The organism is Rhodococcus sp. 3258 (assembly GCF_031456475.1).
GTDB lineage: Bacteria > Actinomycetota > Actinomycetes > Mycobacteriales > Mycobacteriaceae > Rhodococcoides > Rhodococcoides fascians.
On sequence record NZ_JAVDUT010000003.1, the window covers coordinates 216808 to 234294 of the forward strand.

Genomic DNA, 17487 nt, shown 5'->3' on the forward strand with positions numbered 1-17487 from the left:
ACACGGAAAAACGGGTGGACGTACTGTTGTTCGTGCCAACCGTGAACCACGACGTGTAACACGGGCGAAACACGAGCTTGACGGGCGGGCAACACCGAGTCCATACCGTCAGTTCGACGGACTCAACTAAGGAGCAAAAGCGTGGCGTTTTCCACGGCCCAAGAGGTCATCAAGTTCATCGCAGATGAAGGAATCGAATACGTCGACATCCGGTTCACCGATCTGCCGGGTGCGCAGCAGCACTTCTCCATTGCTGCCAAGGCCTTCACGGCCGACACCCTGGAAGACGGCCTCGCGTTCGACGGCTCGTCCGTCCGCGGCTTCCAGTCGATCCACGAGTCCGACATGATCCTGCTGCCGGACTACGCCACCGCTCAGGTCGACCCGTTCCGCAACGCCAAGACGCTGAACATCGACTTCTTCGTCCACGACCCGTTCACGCGTGAGGCCTACAGCCGCGATCCGCGCAACGTTGCTCGTAAGGCCGAGGAGTACTTGGCCAGCACCGGCATCGCCGACACCGCGTACTTCGGTGCCGAGGCCGAGTTCTACATCTTCGATTCGGTTCGCTTCGATTCGCAGGCCAACGGTGCGTTCTACGAGGTCGACTCGTCCTCGGGTTGGTGGAACACCGGAGCCGAGACCGAAGCCGATGGCAGCCCCAACCTCGGCTACAAGGTTCGCTTCAAGGGCGGCTACTTCCCCGTCGCGCCGTACGACCACTACGTCGACCTGCGCGACCAGATCTCGACCAACCTGCAGAACGCAGGCTTCGAGCTCGAGCGTGCCCACCACGAGGTCGGCACCGGCGGTCAGCAGGAGATCAACTACAAGTTCAACACGCTGCTCCGCGCGGCGGACGATCTGCAGCTGTTCAAGTACATCGTCAAGAACACCGCCTGGCAGAACGGCAAGTCGGCAACCTTCATGCCGAAGCCACTGTTCGGCGACAACGGCTCGGGCATGCACGTGCACCAGTCGCTGTGGAAGGACGGTAAGCCCCTCTTCCACGACGAGGCCGGATACGCCGGACTGTCCGATCTGGCACGTCACTACATCGGCGGCATTCTGCACCACGCTCCGTCGCTGTTGGCCTTCACGAACCCGACGATCAACTCGTACCACCGCCTGGTGCCGGGCTACGAAGCCCCCATCAACCTGGTCTACAGCCAGCGCAACCGCTCTGCGGCAGTGCGTATCCCGATCACCGGTAACAACCCGAAGGCCAAGCGCCTCGAGTTCCGCGCGCCGGACTCCTCGGGCAACCCTTACCTGAACTTCGCCGCTCAGATGATGGCGGGCCTGGACGGAATCAAGAACAAGATCGAGCCGATGGCTCCGGTCGACAAGGACCTCTACGAGTTGCCGCCCGAGGAAGCCAAGAACATTCCTCAGGCACCCACCTCGCTCAACGCGGTCATCGACCGTCTCGAGGCCGACCACGACTACCTCACCGAGGGTGGCGTCTTCACCACCGACCTCATCGAGACGTGGATCTCGCTCAAGCGTGAGCAGGAGATCGCTCCGGTCAACCTGCGTCCGCACCCGTACGAGTTCTCGCTCTACTACGACGTGTGAGTTCTCGGGTCATCTTTCGTCGGTGACCCGTCGATAGTCCACGAACGCCCGACCGGGCTGACCCGGTCGGGCGTTCGCGGTTCGAATGGGCTTGTCGCCGAAGCCATTTCGTCGTTTCGCTGCAAAAGGGTTCACCTGACGTTTGAATGGGTAACGACGGGGTACAGAAAAGCATCCGCGCTCAGCCGAACAGAGGACTACAACTGCATGGACGCTCTGTGGGACTTCATTGTCGGGCGGCGAAGGCAGTTGGCGATCGATTCGTATCTCCACGTGTCGGCCGTCATTCAATGTGTCGTCATTGCAACCGTCATCGGGGTGGCGATCGGTGTGCTCGTGTACCGAAGCCCTGCGGGCTCCGCAGTCGCGACGGCCCTGGCGAGTACGGTTCTCACCATCCCGTCGTTCGCACTGCTCGGAGTTCTCATTCCGGTGCTGGGTCTGGGCGTCAAACCCACTGTGACAGCACTTGTTCTGTACTCGCTTCTCCCCATCATCCGCAACACCGTGGTGGGCTTGGCAGCCGTCGATCCGGCCGTTGCCGACGCGGCTCGCGGAATTGGAATGAGCCGCGCTCTGGTGTTGCGCCGCATCGAGATCCCACTCGCGTGGCCGTCGATCCTCACCGGCATGCGCGTCAGTACGCAGATGGCCATGGGCATTCTCGCCATCGCCGCGTACGCCAAGGGTCCCGGACTCGGCAACCTCCTCTTCTCGGGCCTCGCCCGCGTGGGTAGCCCCACAGCTCTACCGCAGGCTCTGACCGGCACTGTCCTGATCGTCCTGCTGGCGTTGATCCTCGATGGGATCTACGTGTTGATCGGCAAACTGACCACCTCGAGGGGTATCCGTGAGTGACTCGACCCGTACATCGAATGTCTCCGGCGCGGAAATCGTGCTCGAGAACGTGACCAAGAGCTACCCGGGGCAGAAGCTCGCTGCCGTCGACAACGTGTCGATGACCATCCCCGCGGGCGAGGTCGTCGTACTCGTCGGGCCGTCCGGTTGCGGCAAGACGACGACGATGCGCATGATCAACCGTCTGATCGAGCCGACATCGGGCCGCATCACGATCGGTGGCAAGGACGCACTGTCGATCGATCCGAACGAGTTGCGCCGCACCATCGGTTATTCCATTCAGCAGGCAGGCCTGTTCCCGCACATGACGATTGCGCAGAACGTCGGGATGGTGCCGGGTCTCATCGGGTGGAACAAGAAGCGAATCGACGACCGCACGGACGAGATGCTGGACCTCGTCGGCCTCGATCCGGCGGTCTATCGCCAGCGTTATCCGCGGCAGCTCTCCGGCGGTCAGCAGCAACGCGTCGGAGTCGCACGCGCTCTTGCCGCCGATCCCCCGGTGCTGTTGATGGACGAACCGTTCGGTGCCGTCGACCCCATCACCCGCGGGTTGCTGCAGGACGAATTGATGCGTCTGCAAGCAGAATTGGGCAAGACCATCGTTTTCGTCACGCACGATTTCGACGAGGCGGTCAAGCTCGGTGACCGCATCGCCGTGCTCGGTAACCAGTCCACGATCCTCCAGTACGACACCCCCGAGGCGGTGCTCGCCAACCCGGCCGACGACACCGTGGCCGGGTTCGTCGGAGCCGGAGCCGCGTTGAAGCAGCTGACGTTAATGCGAGTACGCGACATCGAGCTGTCCGACGTGCCGGTGTTCGGCGAGGACGACTCGGTGGAATCGATGAACTCCGCGCTGGGATCGGATCCCGAAGCCTGGGGAATCATCGTCGATTCCCGTAGACGCCCGATTCGGTGGACGGATCGACGCCACCTCGCGGGTGTGGGGAGCCTCCGAGACGTCGGGGTGCCGATGGGAGAATTGGTGTCGACCCAGTCGACCCTGCAGGATGCGCTGGAAGCTCTACTGTCCGAGGGCAATGCGACGGCGACCGTCACCGGCAATCGCGGCGAGTACGTCGGCACCGTGACCATCGACGTGCTGATCGACACCATCAAGTCGTTGCGGTCGCAACACGCGAACGATCACGACGAGCCGCGCGAAGCTGCTGGGACTCCGTCGTGACGACACTCGCCGATACCGGCGACGAGACCAAGGACGCCGCGCGTACTGCCAAGCGCGCCGAGCGAATTCGTCTTCTCATCCAGCCGGCCCTGGTGCTGGTGATCGTGGCGATTCTGTTGGTCTACGCGTTGACCAGAGACCTCACCGCGACGCAGGCCGAGACGATCAACATCAGCACGATCTCCACCCGGGTTCTCGAGCATGTGCTGATCACCTTCGTCGTCACCGCGTTGGTGCTCGTCATCGCCGTTCCTCTGGGAATTCTGTTGACTCGCAACGGGTATCGCAAGGCTGCACCACTGTTCATCGGTATCGCGAACATCGGGCAGGCCGCACCGGCCGTCGGCTTGCTGGTGTTGTTGTTCCTGTGGACGGGCGCAACGGGTTTCTGGACCGGTGTTCTCCCGATCGCGTTCTATTCGTTGCTCCCCGTTCTGCGCAACACCATGTTGGGCTTTCAGACAGTCGAGCCGAACTACATCGATGCCGCTCGCGGACAGGGCATGTCGAACATGGGCATTCTGCGCCGCATCGAATTTCCGCTCGCGGTTCCGTTCATCCTGGCGGGTCTGCGCACCTCGCTCGTGCTCGCCGTCGGCACCGCAACTCTGAGCTTTCTCGTCGGAGCAGGCGGGCTCGGCGTGCTGATCGACACCGGCTACAAGCTCAACCAACCACTCATTCTCGTCGTGGGTGCCGTTCTCGCGGTGGCACTCGCGCTGTTGGTGGATTGGCTGGGCGCACTCGCCGAGGCCTACCTCGGACCGAAAGGACTCCGCTGATGCGGCGCACCACCCGACGACTCGCAGCGCTGTCCGCCACCACCGTTCTCGCGCTGACGGGGTGCGGATTGCAGTCCGGCGGCGCGATGCCGTTGTCGGTCGAGGCCGGCAGCATCACTCCGCTCGAGGGGCTCGAAGGTGCCGAGTTCACCGTCGGATCGAAGGACTTCACCGAGCAGATCATCCTCGGCTACATCCTCGAATTCGCGCTGAGCGCAGCCGGTGCCGACGTTCGAGACCTCACCAACATCGTGGGCTCGCAGAGCGTTCGACTCGCGATGCAGAACGGCCAGGTGGACCTCGCCTACGAATACACCGGAACCGGGTGGATCAACTACCTGGGCAACGAGAAGCCCATTCCCGATGCCACGGAACAGTTCGAGGCAGTGCGCGACGCCGACAAGGCCAACGGCATCGACTGGGTCAATCCCGCGCCGATGGACAACACCTACGCGCTGGCCATGAATCAGCAGGTCGCGCAGGAGACCGGTGTGCGCACGCTGTCGGACTACGCCGCTCTGGTGAACCGAGATCCCGCCGCCGCGTCGCTGTGCGTCGAGACCGAGTTCAACAGTCGCCAGGACGGACTCCCCGGCCTCGCCGCCACGTACGGTTTCGACGCCAACGCCATCTCGGTGCAGATTCTGCAGACCGGCGTCATCTACCAGGCAACCGCGGACGGTTCGCAGTGCCGATTCGGTGAGGTGTTCACCACCGACGGCCGAATCAAGGGCCTGAACCTGACCGTGGTCGAGGACGACAAGGCGTTCTTCCCGCGATACAACGCGACTGTCGTCGTGCGGCAGGAGATCGCCGATCGCTATCCGGAGATAGCCGAGGTCACCGCGCCCATTTCCGCTGCGCTCACCAACGAAGCGATCTCGGAGTTGAACAAGCAGGTCGACATCGACGGCCGGGAACCCGCGGACGTAGCACGTGACTGGATGGTCGAGCAGGGCTTCGTCACCGCGGGCAGCGACTAGAGCCCGCCGAACGTCCTCTCCACGACCGCCTTGGCCCGACGCGTGACGCGCAGGTAGTTGTCGAGGAATGCCCCGGCGTCGCCGTTCTCCCACCCCGCCACCTGTGCGACGGCGGACAGGACGGCACCCGGTCTCGGCAGTTGGTCGGTCGGCTTACCGCGAACCAGGACGAGCGCGTTGCGCGCTTTGGTCGCCAGGATCCACGCTTCGCGCAGCAGCTCGATGTCGGTCTCACTCATCAGCTCGGCTGCGCCGATCGCGTCGAGAGTTTGTAGCGTCGAGGTGTTGTGCAGTGACTCGACCTTGTGTGCGTAGCGGAGCTGGATGAGCTGTACGGTCCACTCGATGTCCGCCAGTCCCCCGCGTCCGAGCTTGGTGTGGGTGGCCGGGTCGGCTCCCTTGGGGAGACGCTCGGAGTCGATCCGCGCCTTGATACGCCGAATCTCACGGACGGCGTCGGCGGACACTCCACCCTCGGGGTAGCGAACCTTGTCGGCCATCAGCAGGAAGCGGATGCCCAGGTCCTGATCTCCCGCCACCTGATGCGCACGCAGCAGAGCTTGTACCTCCCAGGCCTGCGCCCACTGGGCGTAGTACGCGGCGTAGGACGACAGCGTGCGCACCACCGGGCCGTTGCGACCTTCCGGGCGGAGGCCGGTGTCGACTTCGAGAGGCGGGTCGGTGCTCGGCGCTCCAAGCAGTTTCCGGATGCGATCGGCAATGGTGTTGGCCCACTTGACCGCAACGGTCTCGTCGACGCCGTCCACCGGTTCACAGACGAACAGCACGTCGGCGTCGCTTCCGTAGCCGAGTTCGCCGCCGCCGAGGCGTCCCATGCCGATGACGGCCAGGGTCGCCGGTGCCGGTTCGCCGCGCTCCTTCTCACTCGCCCGTACAGCGGCCGCCAATGCCGCGTTGATGACTGCGGCCCACACCGAGGACAACGCCCGGCAGACCTGAGGGACGTCGAGCATGCCGAGTATGTCGGCCGAGGCCACCCGGGCCAGTTCGTGGCGGCGCAGCGCTCTGGCGGCGTTGATTGCCCGGACCGGGTCCTCGTAGCGAGCCGAGGACGACAGGATGGCGCGGTAGGTCTCTTCGGGTTCGGCGTCCAGCAGGCGCGGGCCGGTGGGCCCGTCGGCGAACAACCTGATGACCTCGGGGGCCTTGATCAGCAGATCCGGCACGTACGCCGAGGATCCGAGCACGATCATCAGCCGCTGGGCCACCGCACCCTCGTCGCGCAGCACTCGCAGGAACCACGTCTGCTCGCCGGCCGATTCCGAGAGCCGTCGGTAGTTCAGCAGTCCGGCGTCGGGATCCGGTGTGTCGGCTAGCCATTCGAGCAACGTCGGCAGCAGCACGGCCTGAATCTGACCGCGGCGGGTACCGGAACCGACCAGCGCTCGCAGGTGGCCCAACGCATTCTGCGGCGTCGCGTACCCGAGCGCGGCAAGCTGACGCGTCGCCGCGTCGGGGGTCAAACGCACTGTCTCCGAGTCGAACTTGACCACCGAGTCGAGCAGCGGCCGGTAGAAGAGCTTGGCGTGCAGCCGACGGATGCGCTGCGCGTTGCGCTTGATCTCGGCGTTCAGCACACCGAGCGCATCGCGGTTACCGTCGGGGCGCATGTGCGCGGAACGCGCGAGCCACCGCAGACCTTCCTCGTCGTCCGGTGGAGGCAGGGTGTGTGTGCGGCGCATCCGCTGCAATTGCAGTCGGTGCTCGATCAATCGCAAGAATTCGTAGGACGCGGTCAGATTCGCGGCGTCGTCACGGCCGACGTACCCGCCCTCGGTCAGAGCCGTCAGGGCATCGGTCGTGCCCAGTACGCGCAACGACTCGTCTGTTCGGCCGTGCACCAATTGCAGGAGCTGGACGGCAAATTCGACGTCGCGCAGACTGCCGCGTCCGAGTTTGATCTCCCGTTCGCGCAGCTCGGTCGGCACCATCTCCTCGACCCGTCGCCGCATCGCGCGGACCTCGGGCACGAAGTCCTCACGCTGACTGGCCAGCCACACCATCGGATTGACGGCATCGACGTAATCGTTGCCGAGGGCGATATCGCCGGTCATCGGCCGAGCCTTGAGCAGGGCCTGGAACTCCCAGGTCTTGGCCCAGCGCTTGTAGTAGGCCACGTGCGAGTCGAGCGTGCGAACCAGCTCGCCGCGCTTACCTTCGGGGCGAAGCGCAGCGTCGACCTCGAAGAACGCCGAGGACCCGATGCGCATCATCTCGCCGGCGATCCGACTCGCCTGTGAGTCCGCCGGCTCGGCGACGAACACGACATCGACGTCCGAGACGTAATTGAGTTCGCGCGCACCGCATTTGCCCATGGCGATGACGGCCAGCCGCGTCGGACACGGGGCATCGGGGCACACGGTCGCCACCGCCACCGACAGAGCCGCAGTGAGCGCCGCGTCTGCCATGTCGGACAGTTGAGCTCCCACCACCGTGTACGGCAGGACCGGTTCGTTCTCGACGGTCGCGGCGAGGTCGTAGGCGGCCAACACCATGATCTGGTCGCGGTACTTCTTGCGCAGGGCGATCACGGCGGGCGGGCCGGTGACGGACGCCCGGTACAGATCGGGTGCGGCATTGGGCCCGGTCTCCGGCTCGGCCCCGACGGCCTCGAGCAGTTCCGCGACCAGCGTTGCCTTGCTGGGCAACTGGATCTTCGCCGACACACCGCTGCTCTGACCTTCCGCGGTCAGTAACAACCGCCAGGTGGTGTCGTCGGCAACGAGGTGGTCGGCGAGTGCACTGGACGCGCCGACGAGTCCCAGGAGGCGGCCGCGGAATCCCTTGTCGTTACGCAGTGCGGTGTCGAATTCGGCCCAGCCACTGCCGAGCATCTCGTACATGCGCACCAGCGTGCGCAGTGCGAGATCGGCGTTGGGGGCACGCGAGAGCGACCACAGCAGCTCGAGACTCTCTTCGCCCGTCCAGCCCAGGGTGCGCAGATCGGACGGCGCAGTCTCCTCGACGAGACCGAGGCGGCCAGGTCCGGGTACGACCGACCTGGAAGTGGGAGGACGCACCATCAGAATCCACCTCGGGGTGCCACAGATATACCTCGTCGTCAGTAATGCGACGCGAGGGTGCCCACGCCGGCATCGAACCTACATTCGGGATCGACTAGAACGTAGCCCATGGCAGCGGTGGGTCGTTACAGACCCCGCTGCTCTACAAACCGAGGTATGCCCTCAGCTCGTACGGCGTGACGTGGCTGCGGTATTCCTCCCACTCGCGACGCTTGTTGCGCAAGAAGAAGTCGAACACGTGCTCGCCCAGTGCTTCTGCGACCAGCTCGGAACCCTCCATCGCGTTGAGCGCTTGGTCGAGGTTGCCCGGCAGTTCCTTGTAGCCCATGGCGCGACGCTCCGCGGAGGTCAATGCCCACACGTCTTCTTCGGCCTCGGGAGGAAGGGTGTACCCCTTCTCGATTCCGCGCAGGCCTGCCGCGAGCAGCACCGCGAACGCGAGATACGGGTTGCAGGCCGAATCGGGGCTACGAATCTCGACGCGTCGCGACGACGCCTTGTTCGGGGTGTACATGGGCACACGAATCAATGCCGACCGGTTGGCCGGTCCCCAGGATGCAGCGGTCGGGGCTTCGCCACCACGCACGAGACGCTTGTACGAGTTGACCCACTGGTTGGTCACGGCACTGATCTCGTTGGCGTGCTCGAGGATGCCGGCGATGAAGGACTTGCCGGTTTCGGACAGCTGCATCGGATCGTCCGGGTTGTGGAAGGCGTTGGCGTCGCCCTCGAACAAACTCATGTGTGTGTGCATCGCCGAGCCGGCCTGGTCGCTGAACGGTTTGGGCATGAACGTCGCGCGCACGCCCTCTTCGATGGCGACTTCCTTGACCACGTAGCGGAAGGTCATGATGTTGTCGGCCATGGACAGTGCGTCCGCGTACCGCAGATCGATCTCCTGCTGGCCCGGCGCTGCCTCGTGGTGGCTGAACTCGACCGAGATGCCCATCGACTCGAGCGCGTCGATGGCATGCCTGCGGAAGTTCGGAGCCGAGTCGTGCACGGCCTGGTCGAAGTAGCCGCCGTTGTCTGCCGGGGTCGGCGGTGAGCCGTCCTGGGGAGCGTCTTTGAGCAAGAAGAATTCGATCTCGGGGTGCACGTAGCAGCTGAATCCGAGGTCGGCAGCCTTGCTCAGCTGGCGACGCAGCACGTGGCGCGAATCGGCCCAGGACGGCGAGCCGTCGGGCATGGCGATGTCGCAGAACATGCGGGCAGAGTGCTGGTGACCCTTGCTGGTCGACCACGGCAGAATCTGGAACGTCGACGGATCCGGCTTGGCGACGGTGTCGGCCTCGGAGACGCGGGCGAATCCTTCGATGGCGCTGCCGTCGAAGCCGATTCCCTCGTCGAATGCACCTTCGAGTTCAGCGGGCGCGATGGCCACCGATTTGAGGTACCCGAGGACGTCGGTGAACCAGAGGCGGACGAAACGAATGTCGCGCTCTTCGAGAGTCCGGAGCACGAATTCCTTTTGACGATCCATGAACGCGAGAGTAAGCAAACGGAGTTAAATCTGTGTTACATCGTGAATTCAGTCTCACTTCGTGGAACTCTCCGCTCACCGCGCGCCCGGTGAGGTACGTGTCAGCAGACCAGCCCTTCGCCTGGTGGGACGAGGTCCACGAGGTAGTTCGTCAGCGGATCGTCGATGCACTCCACTCCCGAGAACGCCACCGTGTGTTGGGTGCCGTTGTAGGTGACCAGGTCGCCGCGCAGCTGGTCGGCCAGTTCCACGCCCGCTTGGTAGGGCGTCGCCGGATCGTTCGTCGTCGAGACCACCACCAGCGTGGGCAGCCCCTCCGCCTCCACGATGTGGGGCTCGCTTGTGTTCGGCACCGGCCAGAACGCACACAGATCCAGCGGCGCGTTCCCGGTGGAGCGGCCGTCGTCGAGGTACGGCGCTGCCGCTCGGAACCTGGCGTCGGCCTCGTCGGCCTCCCCCCGGTCGGTGGTCGGCGGGCCGTCGACGCATCGGACGGCGTTGAACGCGTCGTCGATGTTGGTGTAGCTACCGTCCTCGAGCCGTCCGGAGTAGGTGTCGGCGAGGCGCAGCAGTGTGTCTCCCCTGCCCTCTCGCAGTTCGCTCAGTCCGGCTCGCAGCAAGCGCCAGAGCTGCGGTGAATACAGCGCCTGTTGCGCTCCGGTGATCGCGTCGTCGTAGCTCAGTCCGCGCGGATCGGTGGTGTCGGCGGGCGTGTCGACCAGCGGGTCGACCAAGGCCCGGAACTGCGCCACGGCCTGGGACGGATCGGTGCCGAGCGGACAGGTATCCGTCTGCGTACAGTCCGCAGCGAACTGGTCGAACGCGGTCTGGAACGCCGCACCCTGGGCGACGGCCTCGTCGACGGGCGATTGGTCGGGATCGAGTGCTCCGTCGAGCACCATGGCCCGGACGTTCGACGGGAACGCCTCGGCGTAGGCGGTACCGATGCGTGTCCCGTACGAGTACCCGACGTAGGTGAGCTTCTCGTCGCCCAGCACTGCGCGGATGACATCCATGTCGCGGACGACTTCACGGGTGCCGACGTGTTCGAGCACGTCGGCCCCGGTGCGTTCGACACATTGCGCCGCGTAGTCACGATGATCGGCTTCGGTGGCGGCGATCCCTTCCGGGCTGACGTCGACGTCCGGTTCCCGACGCTCTTCGTCGACTCCCTCGGACGTCAGGCAGCGCACTTCGGGTTCGGAGGCCCCGATTCCACGTGGATCGAATCCGATGCGGTCGAACCGGTCGGCGATCGGGGTGCCGTCGGCTTGCTCGGCGAGGTAGAGCCCCGACGATCCCGGACCGCCCGGGTTCATCAGGATCGACCCGATCTTCTCCCCCGTCGCCTGAGTGCGAGAGATCGCGATGTCGATGGTCTTGCCGCCCGGATCGGCGTAGTCGAGTGGCACGGTCACTCGGGCGCATTGGACTGCATCGCCGAGCTCGGATCCATCCGTGTTGTAGGACTCGCACGATTCCCACTGCAGATTCTGGGTGTAGAACGCCTCGAGCCCCGCAGGAACAGGACCGGCGGGAGCCGAGAACGTGGAGTCGGACGCGGTGGACGGATCGGGGTCGGCACCGGGCCCGGGCGCGGAGCAGCCGGCGAGGACGAGGGCGACTGCGGACAGTGCCACGACCGACGTAGTGGTGCGCGTTCTCATGAGTCGATCGTGCCAGGTCTTTCCTGCCACACTCCATTCTCGCTGCCCGGCAGGGATGGCCGTCGAGCACTAGCGTCTACACGGTGCAGGCCCTCAGACTCGCCCTCGCCCAGATCAATCCCGTCGTCGGCGATCTCGAAGCGAATGCGGCGGCGATCGTCGAATGGACCGTCCGTGCCGCCCATGACGGTGCCAACGTGGTCGTGTTTCCGGAGATGGCCCTGACCGGGTATCCGGTCGAGGATTTGGCGCTGAATCCGTCGTTCGCCGCGGCATCGGCGCGGGCACTGACGGGGCTGGCGGAGTCCCTGGACCGAGCGGGGTGCGGCGACCGCATCGTCGTGGTCGGGTATCTCGACCGCGATGTCGAGGGCTCGAGAAACAGCGCGGCGGTGATCGTCGACGGCCGGGTCGCAACTCGGTACGACAAGCATTCATTGCCCACCTACCGGGTGTTCGACGAGGCACGTTATTTCGCGCCCGGCTCCCGGTTGAGCATCGTGACGGTCAACGGCGTGCGACTCGGACTCGTTGTGTGCGAGGACATCTGGCAACCCGGCGGATCCGTGGCCGCCTACGCCTCGGCCGGAGTCGATCTGCTGCTGTGCCTCAACGCGAGTCCCTTCGAGCAGGGGAAGGACACGATTCGCCACTCTGTCGTCCAGCGCCGAGCCACCGAGATCGGGACCCCCATCGCGTACGTGAACGCGGTCGGTGGTCAGGACGAGCTGGTGTTCGACGGGGGAAGTCTCGTGCTCGGTCCCGACGGCTCGACGTGGGGCCGGTCTCCGCAATTCGTCGAGCACCTGTTGATCGTCGACGTGGATGCCCCCGCGGATCCGGTCGCGGACTCCCCCGCGGTGGCGGGCTGGACGATCGATCGCGTCGCTCTGCCCGACGTCGCGATCAGCGGCTGGCAGCGTACCGAGCCGTCCCTGGCTCAGCCCCTCGGCACCGAGGAACAGGTGTGGGGCGCGTTGGTGACCGGGCTACGAGATTACGTGCACAAGAACGGCTTTCGTGCGGTCACCCTCGGTCTGTCCGGTGGAATCGATTCGGCGGTCGTCGCCGCCATCGCCGTCGATGCCCTCGGCGCTGACGCGGTGTACGCAGTGTCGATGCCCTCGGAGTTCTCCTCGGAGCATTCGCGCATCGATGCCGAGGATCTCGCCGCGCGCACCGGCATTCACTTTCGAACCGAACCGATTTCCCAGCTGGTCGCCGGCTTCGTCGACCAGCTGCACCTGACCGGCGTGGCCGAGGAGAACGTCCAGGCGAGATGCCGGGGAATCGTGTTGATGGCACTGTCCAATACGTTCGGGCATCTGGTCCTTGCCACCGGGAACAAGTCCGAACTGGCGGTGGGATATTCGACGATCTACGGCGACGCGGTCGGCGGCTTCGCGCCGATCAAGGACGTGCCCAAGACGCTGGTCTGGGAATTGGCGCGCTGGCGCAACGAGTCCGCGATCGACCGCGGAGACGTCCCGCCGATCCCCGAGTCGAGCATCGACAAGCCGCCCTCGGCCGAGCTTCGGCCGGGTCAGCTCGACACCGATTCACTGCCCGACTACGACACCCTCGACGCCATCCTGTTTCGGTACGTCGACCACGATCAGGGCGTCGCAGACATCGTCGCGGCGGGTTTCGACGCGTCCGTCGTGGCTGACATCGTGCGCAAGGTGGACACGGCGGAATACAAGCGGCGGCAGTATCCGATCGGCACCAAGGTCACCTCGCGGGCGTTCGGATGCGATCGCCGGATGCCGATCACGGTCGGGAGGGGCGCGTACGAGCCCCCGATGTGACGATCAGCTGTTGCCTCGACTGTGACAAATTGCACTCCCTACCAGCATTCCTGCGAGGGAAGGGCGGTGGCAGACTGTTCACGTCATCACACCCCATCCCGGGGACCCGCCGCGCGGGCCTCGAGGACCAGAAAGGGACAAAGATGTCCGAAAATGCTGTGTACGGCGGTTCCTCAACCGAATCTCCGGCGACCGCGCTGACCCGCAAGACCCGTACCCACCATCTGCTGCAGATGAAGGCAGAGGGTGAGCGTTGGGGAATGCTGACTGCGTACGACTACTCCAGTGCCCGCATCTTCGAGGAAGCCGGCGTGCCTGTGCTTCTCGTCGGCGACTCCGCGGCCAACGTCGTGTACGGCTACGACACCACCGTGCCGATCACCGTGGACGAATTGCTTCCTCTCGTACGTGGAGTGGTACGCGGCGCACCGCACGCGCTCGTCGTCGCAGATCTGCCCTTCGGTACCTACGAAGCCTCACCGCAGCAGGCACTCGAAACCGCTGTTCGTTTCATGAAGGAAGGCCTCGCAGGCGCGGTGAAGCTCGAGGGCGGCGAGCGGGTCGCACCGCAGATCGCCGCCATCACCGCTGCCGGTATCCCCGTCATGGCTCATGTGGGATTCACCCCGCAGAGCGTCAACACTCTCGGCGGATTCCGCGTTCAGGGTCGCGGTGACGCGTCCGAACAACTCGTCGCCGACGCCATCGCCGTTCAGGAGGCAGGTGCCTTCGCCGTCGTCATGGAGATGGTCCCCGCCGACATCGCCGGCCAGGTCACCCGCAAGCTCACGATCCCGACGGTCGGCATCGGAGCGGGCAACGAATGCGACGCTCAGGTTCTCGTGTGGCAGGACATGGCCGGATACACCAACGGCAAGACCGCCAAGTTCGTCAAGAAGTTCGCCGACGTGGGCGATTCGCTGCGCACCGCAGCCACCACGTACATGTCCGAGGTGCGCTCGGGAGTCTTCCCCGGACCCGAACACAGCTACTGACCGTCGTCGTCTGATCCCGGTTCGGATGGCACACTCGGGCCATGACAATCAGACGGGGTACGACGTCCATTGCAGGACGAAGCGCAGTCGCACTGGTCGGTGCGGCTGCGCTTCTCGCCGTAGTGGGGGCATGCAGCACCGACACGACCAATACCGGTTCGTCGTCGACCACGACGACCGCTCCGAGCACGACGGTGGCGACGACGACTCCTGCGGGAGCGGCTGTCACCGATGCCCAGAAGCAGCAGCTGTGCACCGATCTCGAGGCGCAGCTGTCGAATTGGCGCGTGCAGGGCCCCACTCTCGGTCGCGGCGGTCTGAACATTCTGGTGCAGACCTGGGCTGCGCAGAGCGGCGTCATCAACCTCCAGGTGGTGCAGAATCGCGCGCTCGTCGACGACATCACGAAGGAAACGTGCTCGGACGTACGGGACGAGGCCATCCGCTCCCTCGACATCCCGGATCTGGCCTCCGGTCTGGTCGGTTTCTAGGATGCGCACCTTGTACCCGGAGATCGAGCCCGTGGAGACCGGTCACCTCGACGTCGGCGAAGGGCAGCAGATCTACTGGGAGATCTCCGGCAACCCCGATGGCGAACCAGTGGTGTTCGTGCACGGCGGTCCCGGCGGTGCCACCAATCCGCTGCAGCGTCGCTACTTCGATCCGCAGGTCTACCGCATCGTGTTGTTCGATCAGCGAGGCTGCGGGCTGTCGACCCCACATATTGCCGACGGGGCAGATCTGTTGGTCAACACCACCGATCGCTTGATCTCCGACATGGAAAAACTCCGCGAGCACCTGAACATCGACACCTGGTTGGTGTTCGGCGGATCCTGGGGCTCCACGTTGTCGCTGGCCTACGCACAGACGCATCGCGAGAGGGTACGAGGACTCGTGCTCCGAGGAATCTTCCTCGTCCGGCCGTCGGAGATCGACTGGTACTACCGCGGCGGTGCCGGACACATCTTCCCGGACCTGTGGGAGGAGTTTCTCGCCCCCATTCCGGAAGGCGAACGAGACGGGGATCTGGTCGAGGCATATCACCGACAGCTGATGTCCGAGGACGACGCTGCCGCGACCCGGGCCGCGGTGGCGTGGTCGTCGTGGGAGGCAGCGACGAGTTACCTGCTCCCGAAACCCGATGCTGTACAGCATAATTCGGATGCGCGTTTCGCTCGCGCCTTCGCCGGAATCGAGAATCACTACTTCCACAACGGGTGCTTCCTCGAAGAGAACCAGTTGCTACGCGACGCGCACCTGCTCGACGGTATTCCTGGTGTGATCGTGCAGGGCCGCTACGACGTGGTGTGCCCGGCCACGAGCGCGTGGGCACTGCACAAGGCCTGGCCGAGTGCAGATCTGGTGATCGTCGACGATGCCGGCCATTCTGCGGCCGAGCCGGGCATCGTCCACCACCTGGTCGAGGCTACCGACCGCTTCAGGCCGTGACAGGCGGATAGTCGAATCGGACTGTGCGCGAGTCGGTGTCGGCCCGAGTCAATCGGACCTGCACCGACTCCCCCGCAGGCGGCTCGCCGTCGCACTTGCCCATGACTATCGGTTCGGACACGAGCACCTCGGCGTCGCGCTTGCCCTCGGCACCGCGCAGCACCACTGCGTCGAACGTATGACCTACGCGATCTTCGAGCACGTGCGCTTCGGTCAGATCGATGCAGGCTCGGTCCACTTTCGATGCTGCAGAATCCGATCCACGCATGATCGCCGGTAGCTCCGGCAGCGCCTGCGCCGCCCACTCGGGGACGGGCACACCGGCGACCACGGCCAGACACACCTCGGTGGCGAACCGATCCGACAGCCGTCGCAACGGGGCCGTCACATGGGCGTACGGCGCTCCGATACCCGAGTGTTCGACGGAATCGTCGGTGCCGGGTGCATCGATGGTCGAGTTCGGGGTCCGACTGTCGAACGCCGAATAGTCCGCTCCCCGAAGCAATCCCGTGGCCTGAGTCATCATCGCCAGGGTCGACGGTTCGTCGGTGGGCAGGCCGGCGAGTACCGCGCCGGCGGATGCTCCGGCGGGCCACTCGATTCCGAGTGCGTTCGCGGTCTTCTTCAGGGTCTCGACGGCCTCGGGCGGTGCGGGCGGAAGCGTGCGTACGATGCCGATTCCGGCGTCGAGCATGATTCTGGCTGCGCACATGCCCGTCAGCAAGGACACCTCGGCGTTCCAGCCGTCGACTGCTGTTCGCGGTTGCAGAACGATTCGCCAACCGCGGCCGTCCGGAACCACTTCCTGCTCGGGGAGCGTGATGTCGATGGCTCCTCGACGTCTGGCTGCCTCCGCCCGTAGGTGTCCGAATTCGGCAAGGGCAGCGATCGACGGGTGCGGTGTGCCGGCGTCGAAGTCCGCTTGCACTCCCGCGTAATCGAGACGCGCGGTAGATCGCACGAGCGCCCGGGTGACGGTCCACGCCGCGGCTTCACCGACGTCGTCGAGTTCGATGGTCCACAGTGCAGCGCAGCGAGTCTGTCCCTCCAACAGGCTGCCCGAGCCCTCCGACAACTCACGTGGGTGCAACGGAACAGATCCGTCGGGGAGATAGTACGTCTGGCCGCGTCGGCGGGTTTCCACGTTGAGCGCTCCCCCCGGCATCACCAGCGCACCCACGTCGGCGATCGCGTAGTGCACCACCAAGCCGTTGGCCGTCTTCTCGATGTGTACGGCTTGGTCGAGGTCCTTCGAGCCGGGTGGGTCGATGGTGACGAAAGGAATGTCGGTGCGGTCGATTCTGCTGTCGGCGTGCAGGTCTCGGGCTTCGATCGCTTCGCGCATCACGTCTGCGTCGAAGACATCGGACAGACCGAACTCGGATCTGATGGACTCGAAATCGAAGTTCGGAGCCCTCAGCCGGGTGAGCAGCACCGTCAGTTGTTCCAGTCGTCGTCGGAGTCGGCGGCCTTGTTGCGGGCGGCTGCGATCTTCAGCGCCTGCTCTGCGGTGGCCTTGTCCGGATACGGACCCATGCGGTCGAGGGCATTGGTCTCCTTGCCCTGCACAACCTGCTTGGTGCTGATGTCGTAGTACCAGGAGCTGTCGTCGTCGGTCATGACTTCCAGTGTGCCCCATACAGCCACGCCG

14 protein-coding genes are annotated in these 17487 nt (G+C 65.0%); 9 read left to right on the forward strand and 5 right to left on the reverse strand.

The window, feature by feature from the left end; all coding sequences use genetic code 11:
* Positions 1-141 precede the first annotated feature (141 nt).
* The 5 genes from glnA (J2X62_RS11875) to J2X62_RS11895 all read left to right on the forward strand — a co-directional run bounded on the left by glnA (J2X62_RS11875) (position 142) and on the right by J2X62_RS11895 (position 5390).
* Positions 142-1578, forward strand: a complete 1437-nt coding sequence (glnA, locus tag J2X62_RS11875; RefSeq protein ID WP_032368128.1) for a type I glutamate--ammonia ligase — start codon at positions 142-144, stop codon at positions 1576-1578.
* A 207-nt stretch (positions 1579-1785) separates the two neighbouring features.
* Positions 1786-2436 (forward strand): ABC transporter permease, encoded by a 651-nt coding sequence (locus tag J2X62_RS11880; protein ID WP_027497407.1) that lies wholly within the window; start codon positions 1786-1788, stop codon positions 2434-2436.
* Positions 2429-3625 (forward strand): ABC transporter ATP-binding protein, encoded by a 1197-nt coding sequence (locus J2X62_RS11885; protein WP_027497408.1) that lies wholly within the window; start codon positions 2429-2431, stop codon positions 3623-3625. The genes J2X62_RS11880 and J2X62_RS11885 overlap by 8 nt, the downstream gene beginning before the upstream one ends.
* Positions 3622-4407 carry an ABC transporter permease gene (locus tag J2X62_RS11890; protein ID WP_027497409.1) on the forward strand — a complete coding sequence of 262 codons (786 nt, stop codon included), beginning with the start codon at positions 3622-3624 and terminating at the stop codon, positions 4405-4407. Before J2X62_RS11885 ends, J2X62_RS11890 begins: the two co-directional genes overlap by 4 nt.
* Positions 4407-5390, forward strand: a complete 984-nt coding sequence (locus J2X62_RS11895; RefSeq protein ID WP_032382798.1) for a glycine betaine ABC transporter substrate-binding protein — start codon at positions 4407-4409, stop codon at positions 5388-5390. Before J2X62_RS11890 ends, J2X62_RS11895 begins: the two co-directional genes overlap by 1 nt.
* Here J2X62_RS11895 and J2X62_RS11900 read toward each other — a convergent pair.
* From J2X62_RS11900 to J2X62_RS11910, 3 genes are all read right to left on the reverse strand, one after another.
* Complete coding sequence (locus tag J2X62_RS11900; protein ID WP_032382797.1) at positions 5387-8434, reverse strand: bifunctional [glutamine synthetase] adenylyltransferase/[glutamine synthetase]-adenylyl-L-tyrosine phosphorylase; 3048 nt, start codon at positions 8432-8434, stop codon at positions 5387-5389. The two genes, J2X62_RS11895 and J2X62_RS11900, sit on opposite strands and share 4 nt — an antisense overlap.
* A gap of 142 nt (positions 8435-8576) precedes the next feature.
* Positions 8577-9917 (reverse strand): type I glutamate--ammonia ligase, encoded by a 1341-nt coding sequence (glnA, locus tag J2X62_RS11905; protein WP_027497412.1) that lies wholly within the window; start codon positions 9915-9917, stop codon positions 8577-8579.
* 101 nt (positions 9918-10018) lie between these two features.
* Entirely contained in the window at positions 10019-11584 is a 1566-nt protein-coding gene (locus tag J2X62_RS11910; protein WP_310180769.1) for an alpha/beta hydrolase, read from the reverse strand.
* Positions 11585-11667: 83 nt separating this feature from the next.
* Between J2X62_RS11910 and J2X62_RS11915 the strand changes: the two genes are divergently transcribed.
* The 4 genes from J2X62_RS11915 to pip all read left to right on the forward strand — a co-directional run bounded on the left by J2X62_RS11915 (position 11668) and on the right by pip (position 15836).
* Positions 11668-13392, forward strand: a complete 1725-nt coding sequence (locus J2X62_RS11915) for an NAD+ synthase (RefSeq protein WP_310180772.1) — start codon at positions 11668-11670, stop codon at positions 13390-13392.
* 143 nt (positions 13393-13535) lie between these two features.
* Positions 13536-14387, forward strand: a complete 852-nt coding sequence (gene panB / locus J2X62_RS11920) for a 3-methyl-2-oxobutanoate hydroxymethyltransferase (protein WP_032368131.1) — start codon at positions 13536-13538, stop codon at positions 14385-14387.
* A 41-nt stretch (positions 14388-14428) separates the two neighbouring features.
* Positions 14429-14878, forward strand: coding sequence for a hypothetical protein (locus tag J2X62_RS11925; protein ID WP_045841259.1), 450 nt, complete (start codon positions 14429-14431; stop codon positions 14876-14878).
* Position 14879: 1 nt separating this feature from the next.
* Complete coding sequence (gene pip / locus J2X62_RS11930) at positions 14880-15836, forward strand: prolyl aminopeptidase (protein WP_310180777.1); 957 nt, start codon at positions 14880-14882, stop codon at positions 15834-15836.
* Here pip and J2X62_RS11935 read toward each other — a convergent pair.
* A complete protein-coding gene (locus J2X62_RS11935) occupies positions 15826-17271 on the reverse strand; it encodes an RNB domain-containing ribonuclease (protein ID WP_310180778.1) in 1446 nt (481 codons plus the stop codon). The genes pip and J2X62_RS11935 overlap by 11 nt on opposite strands.
* 2 nt (positions 17272-17273) lie before the next feature.
* On the reverse strand, positions 17274-17456 hold the full coding sequence (locus tag J2X62_RS11940; RefSeq protein ID WP_027497419.1) for a hypothetical protein: 183 nt from the start codon (positions 17454-17456) through the stop codon (positions 17274-17276).
* Positions 17457-17487: the final 31 nt, after the last annotated feature.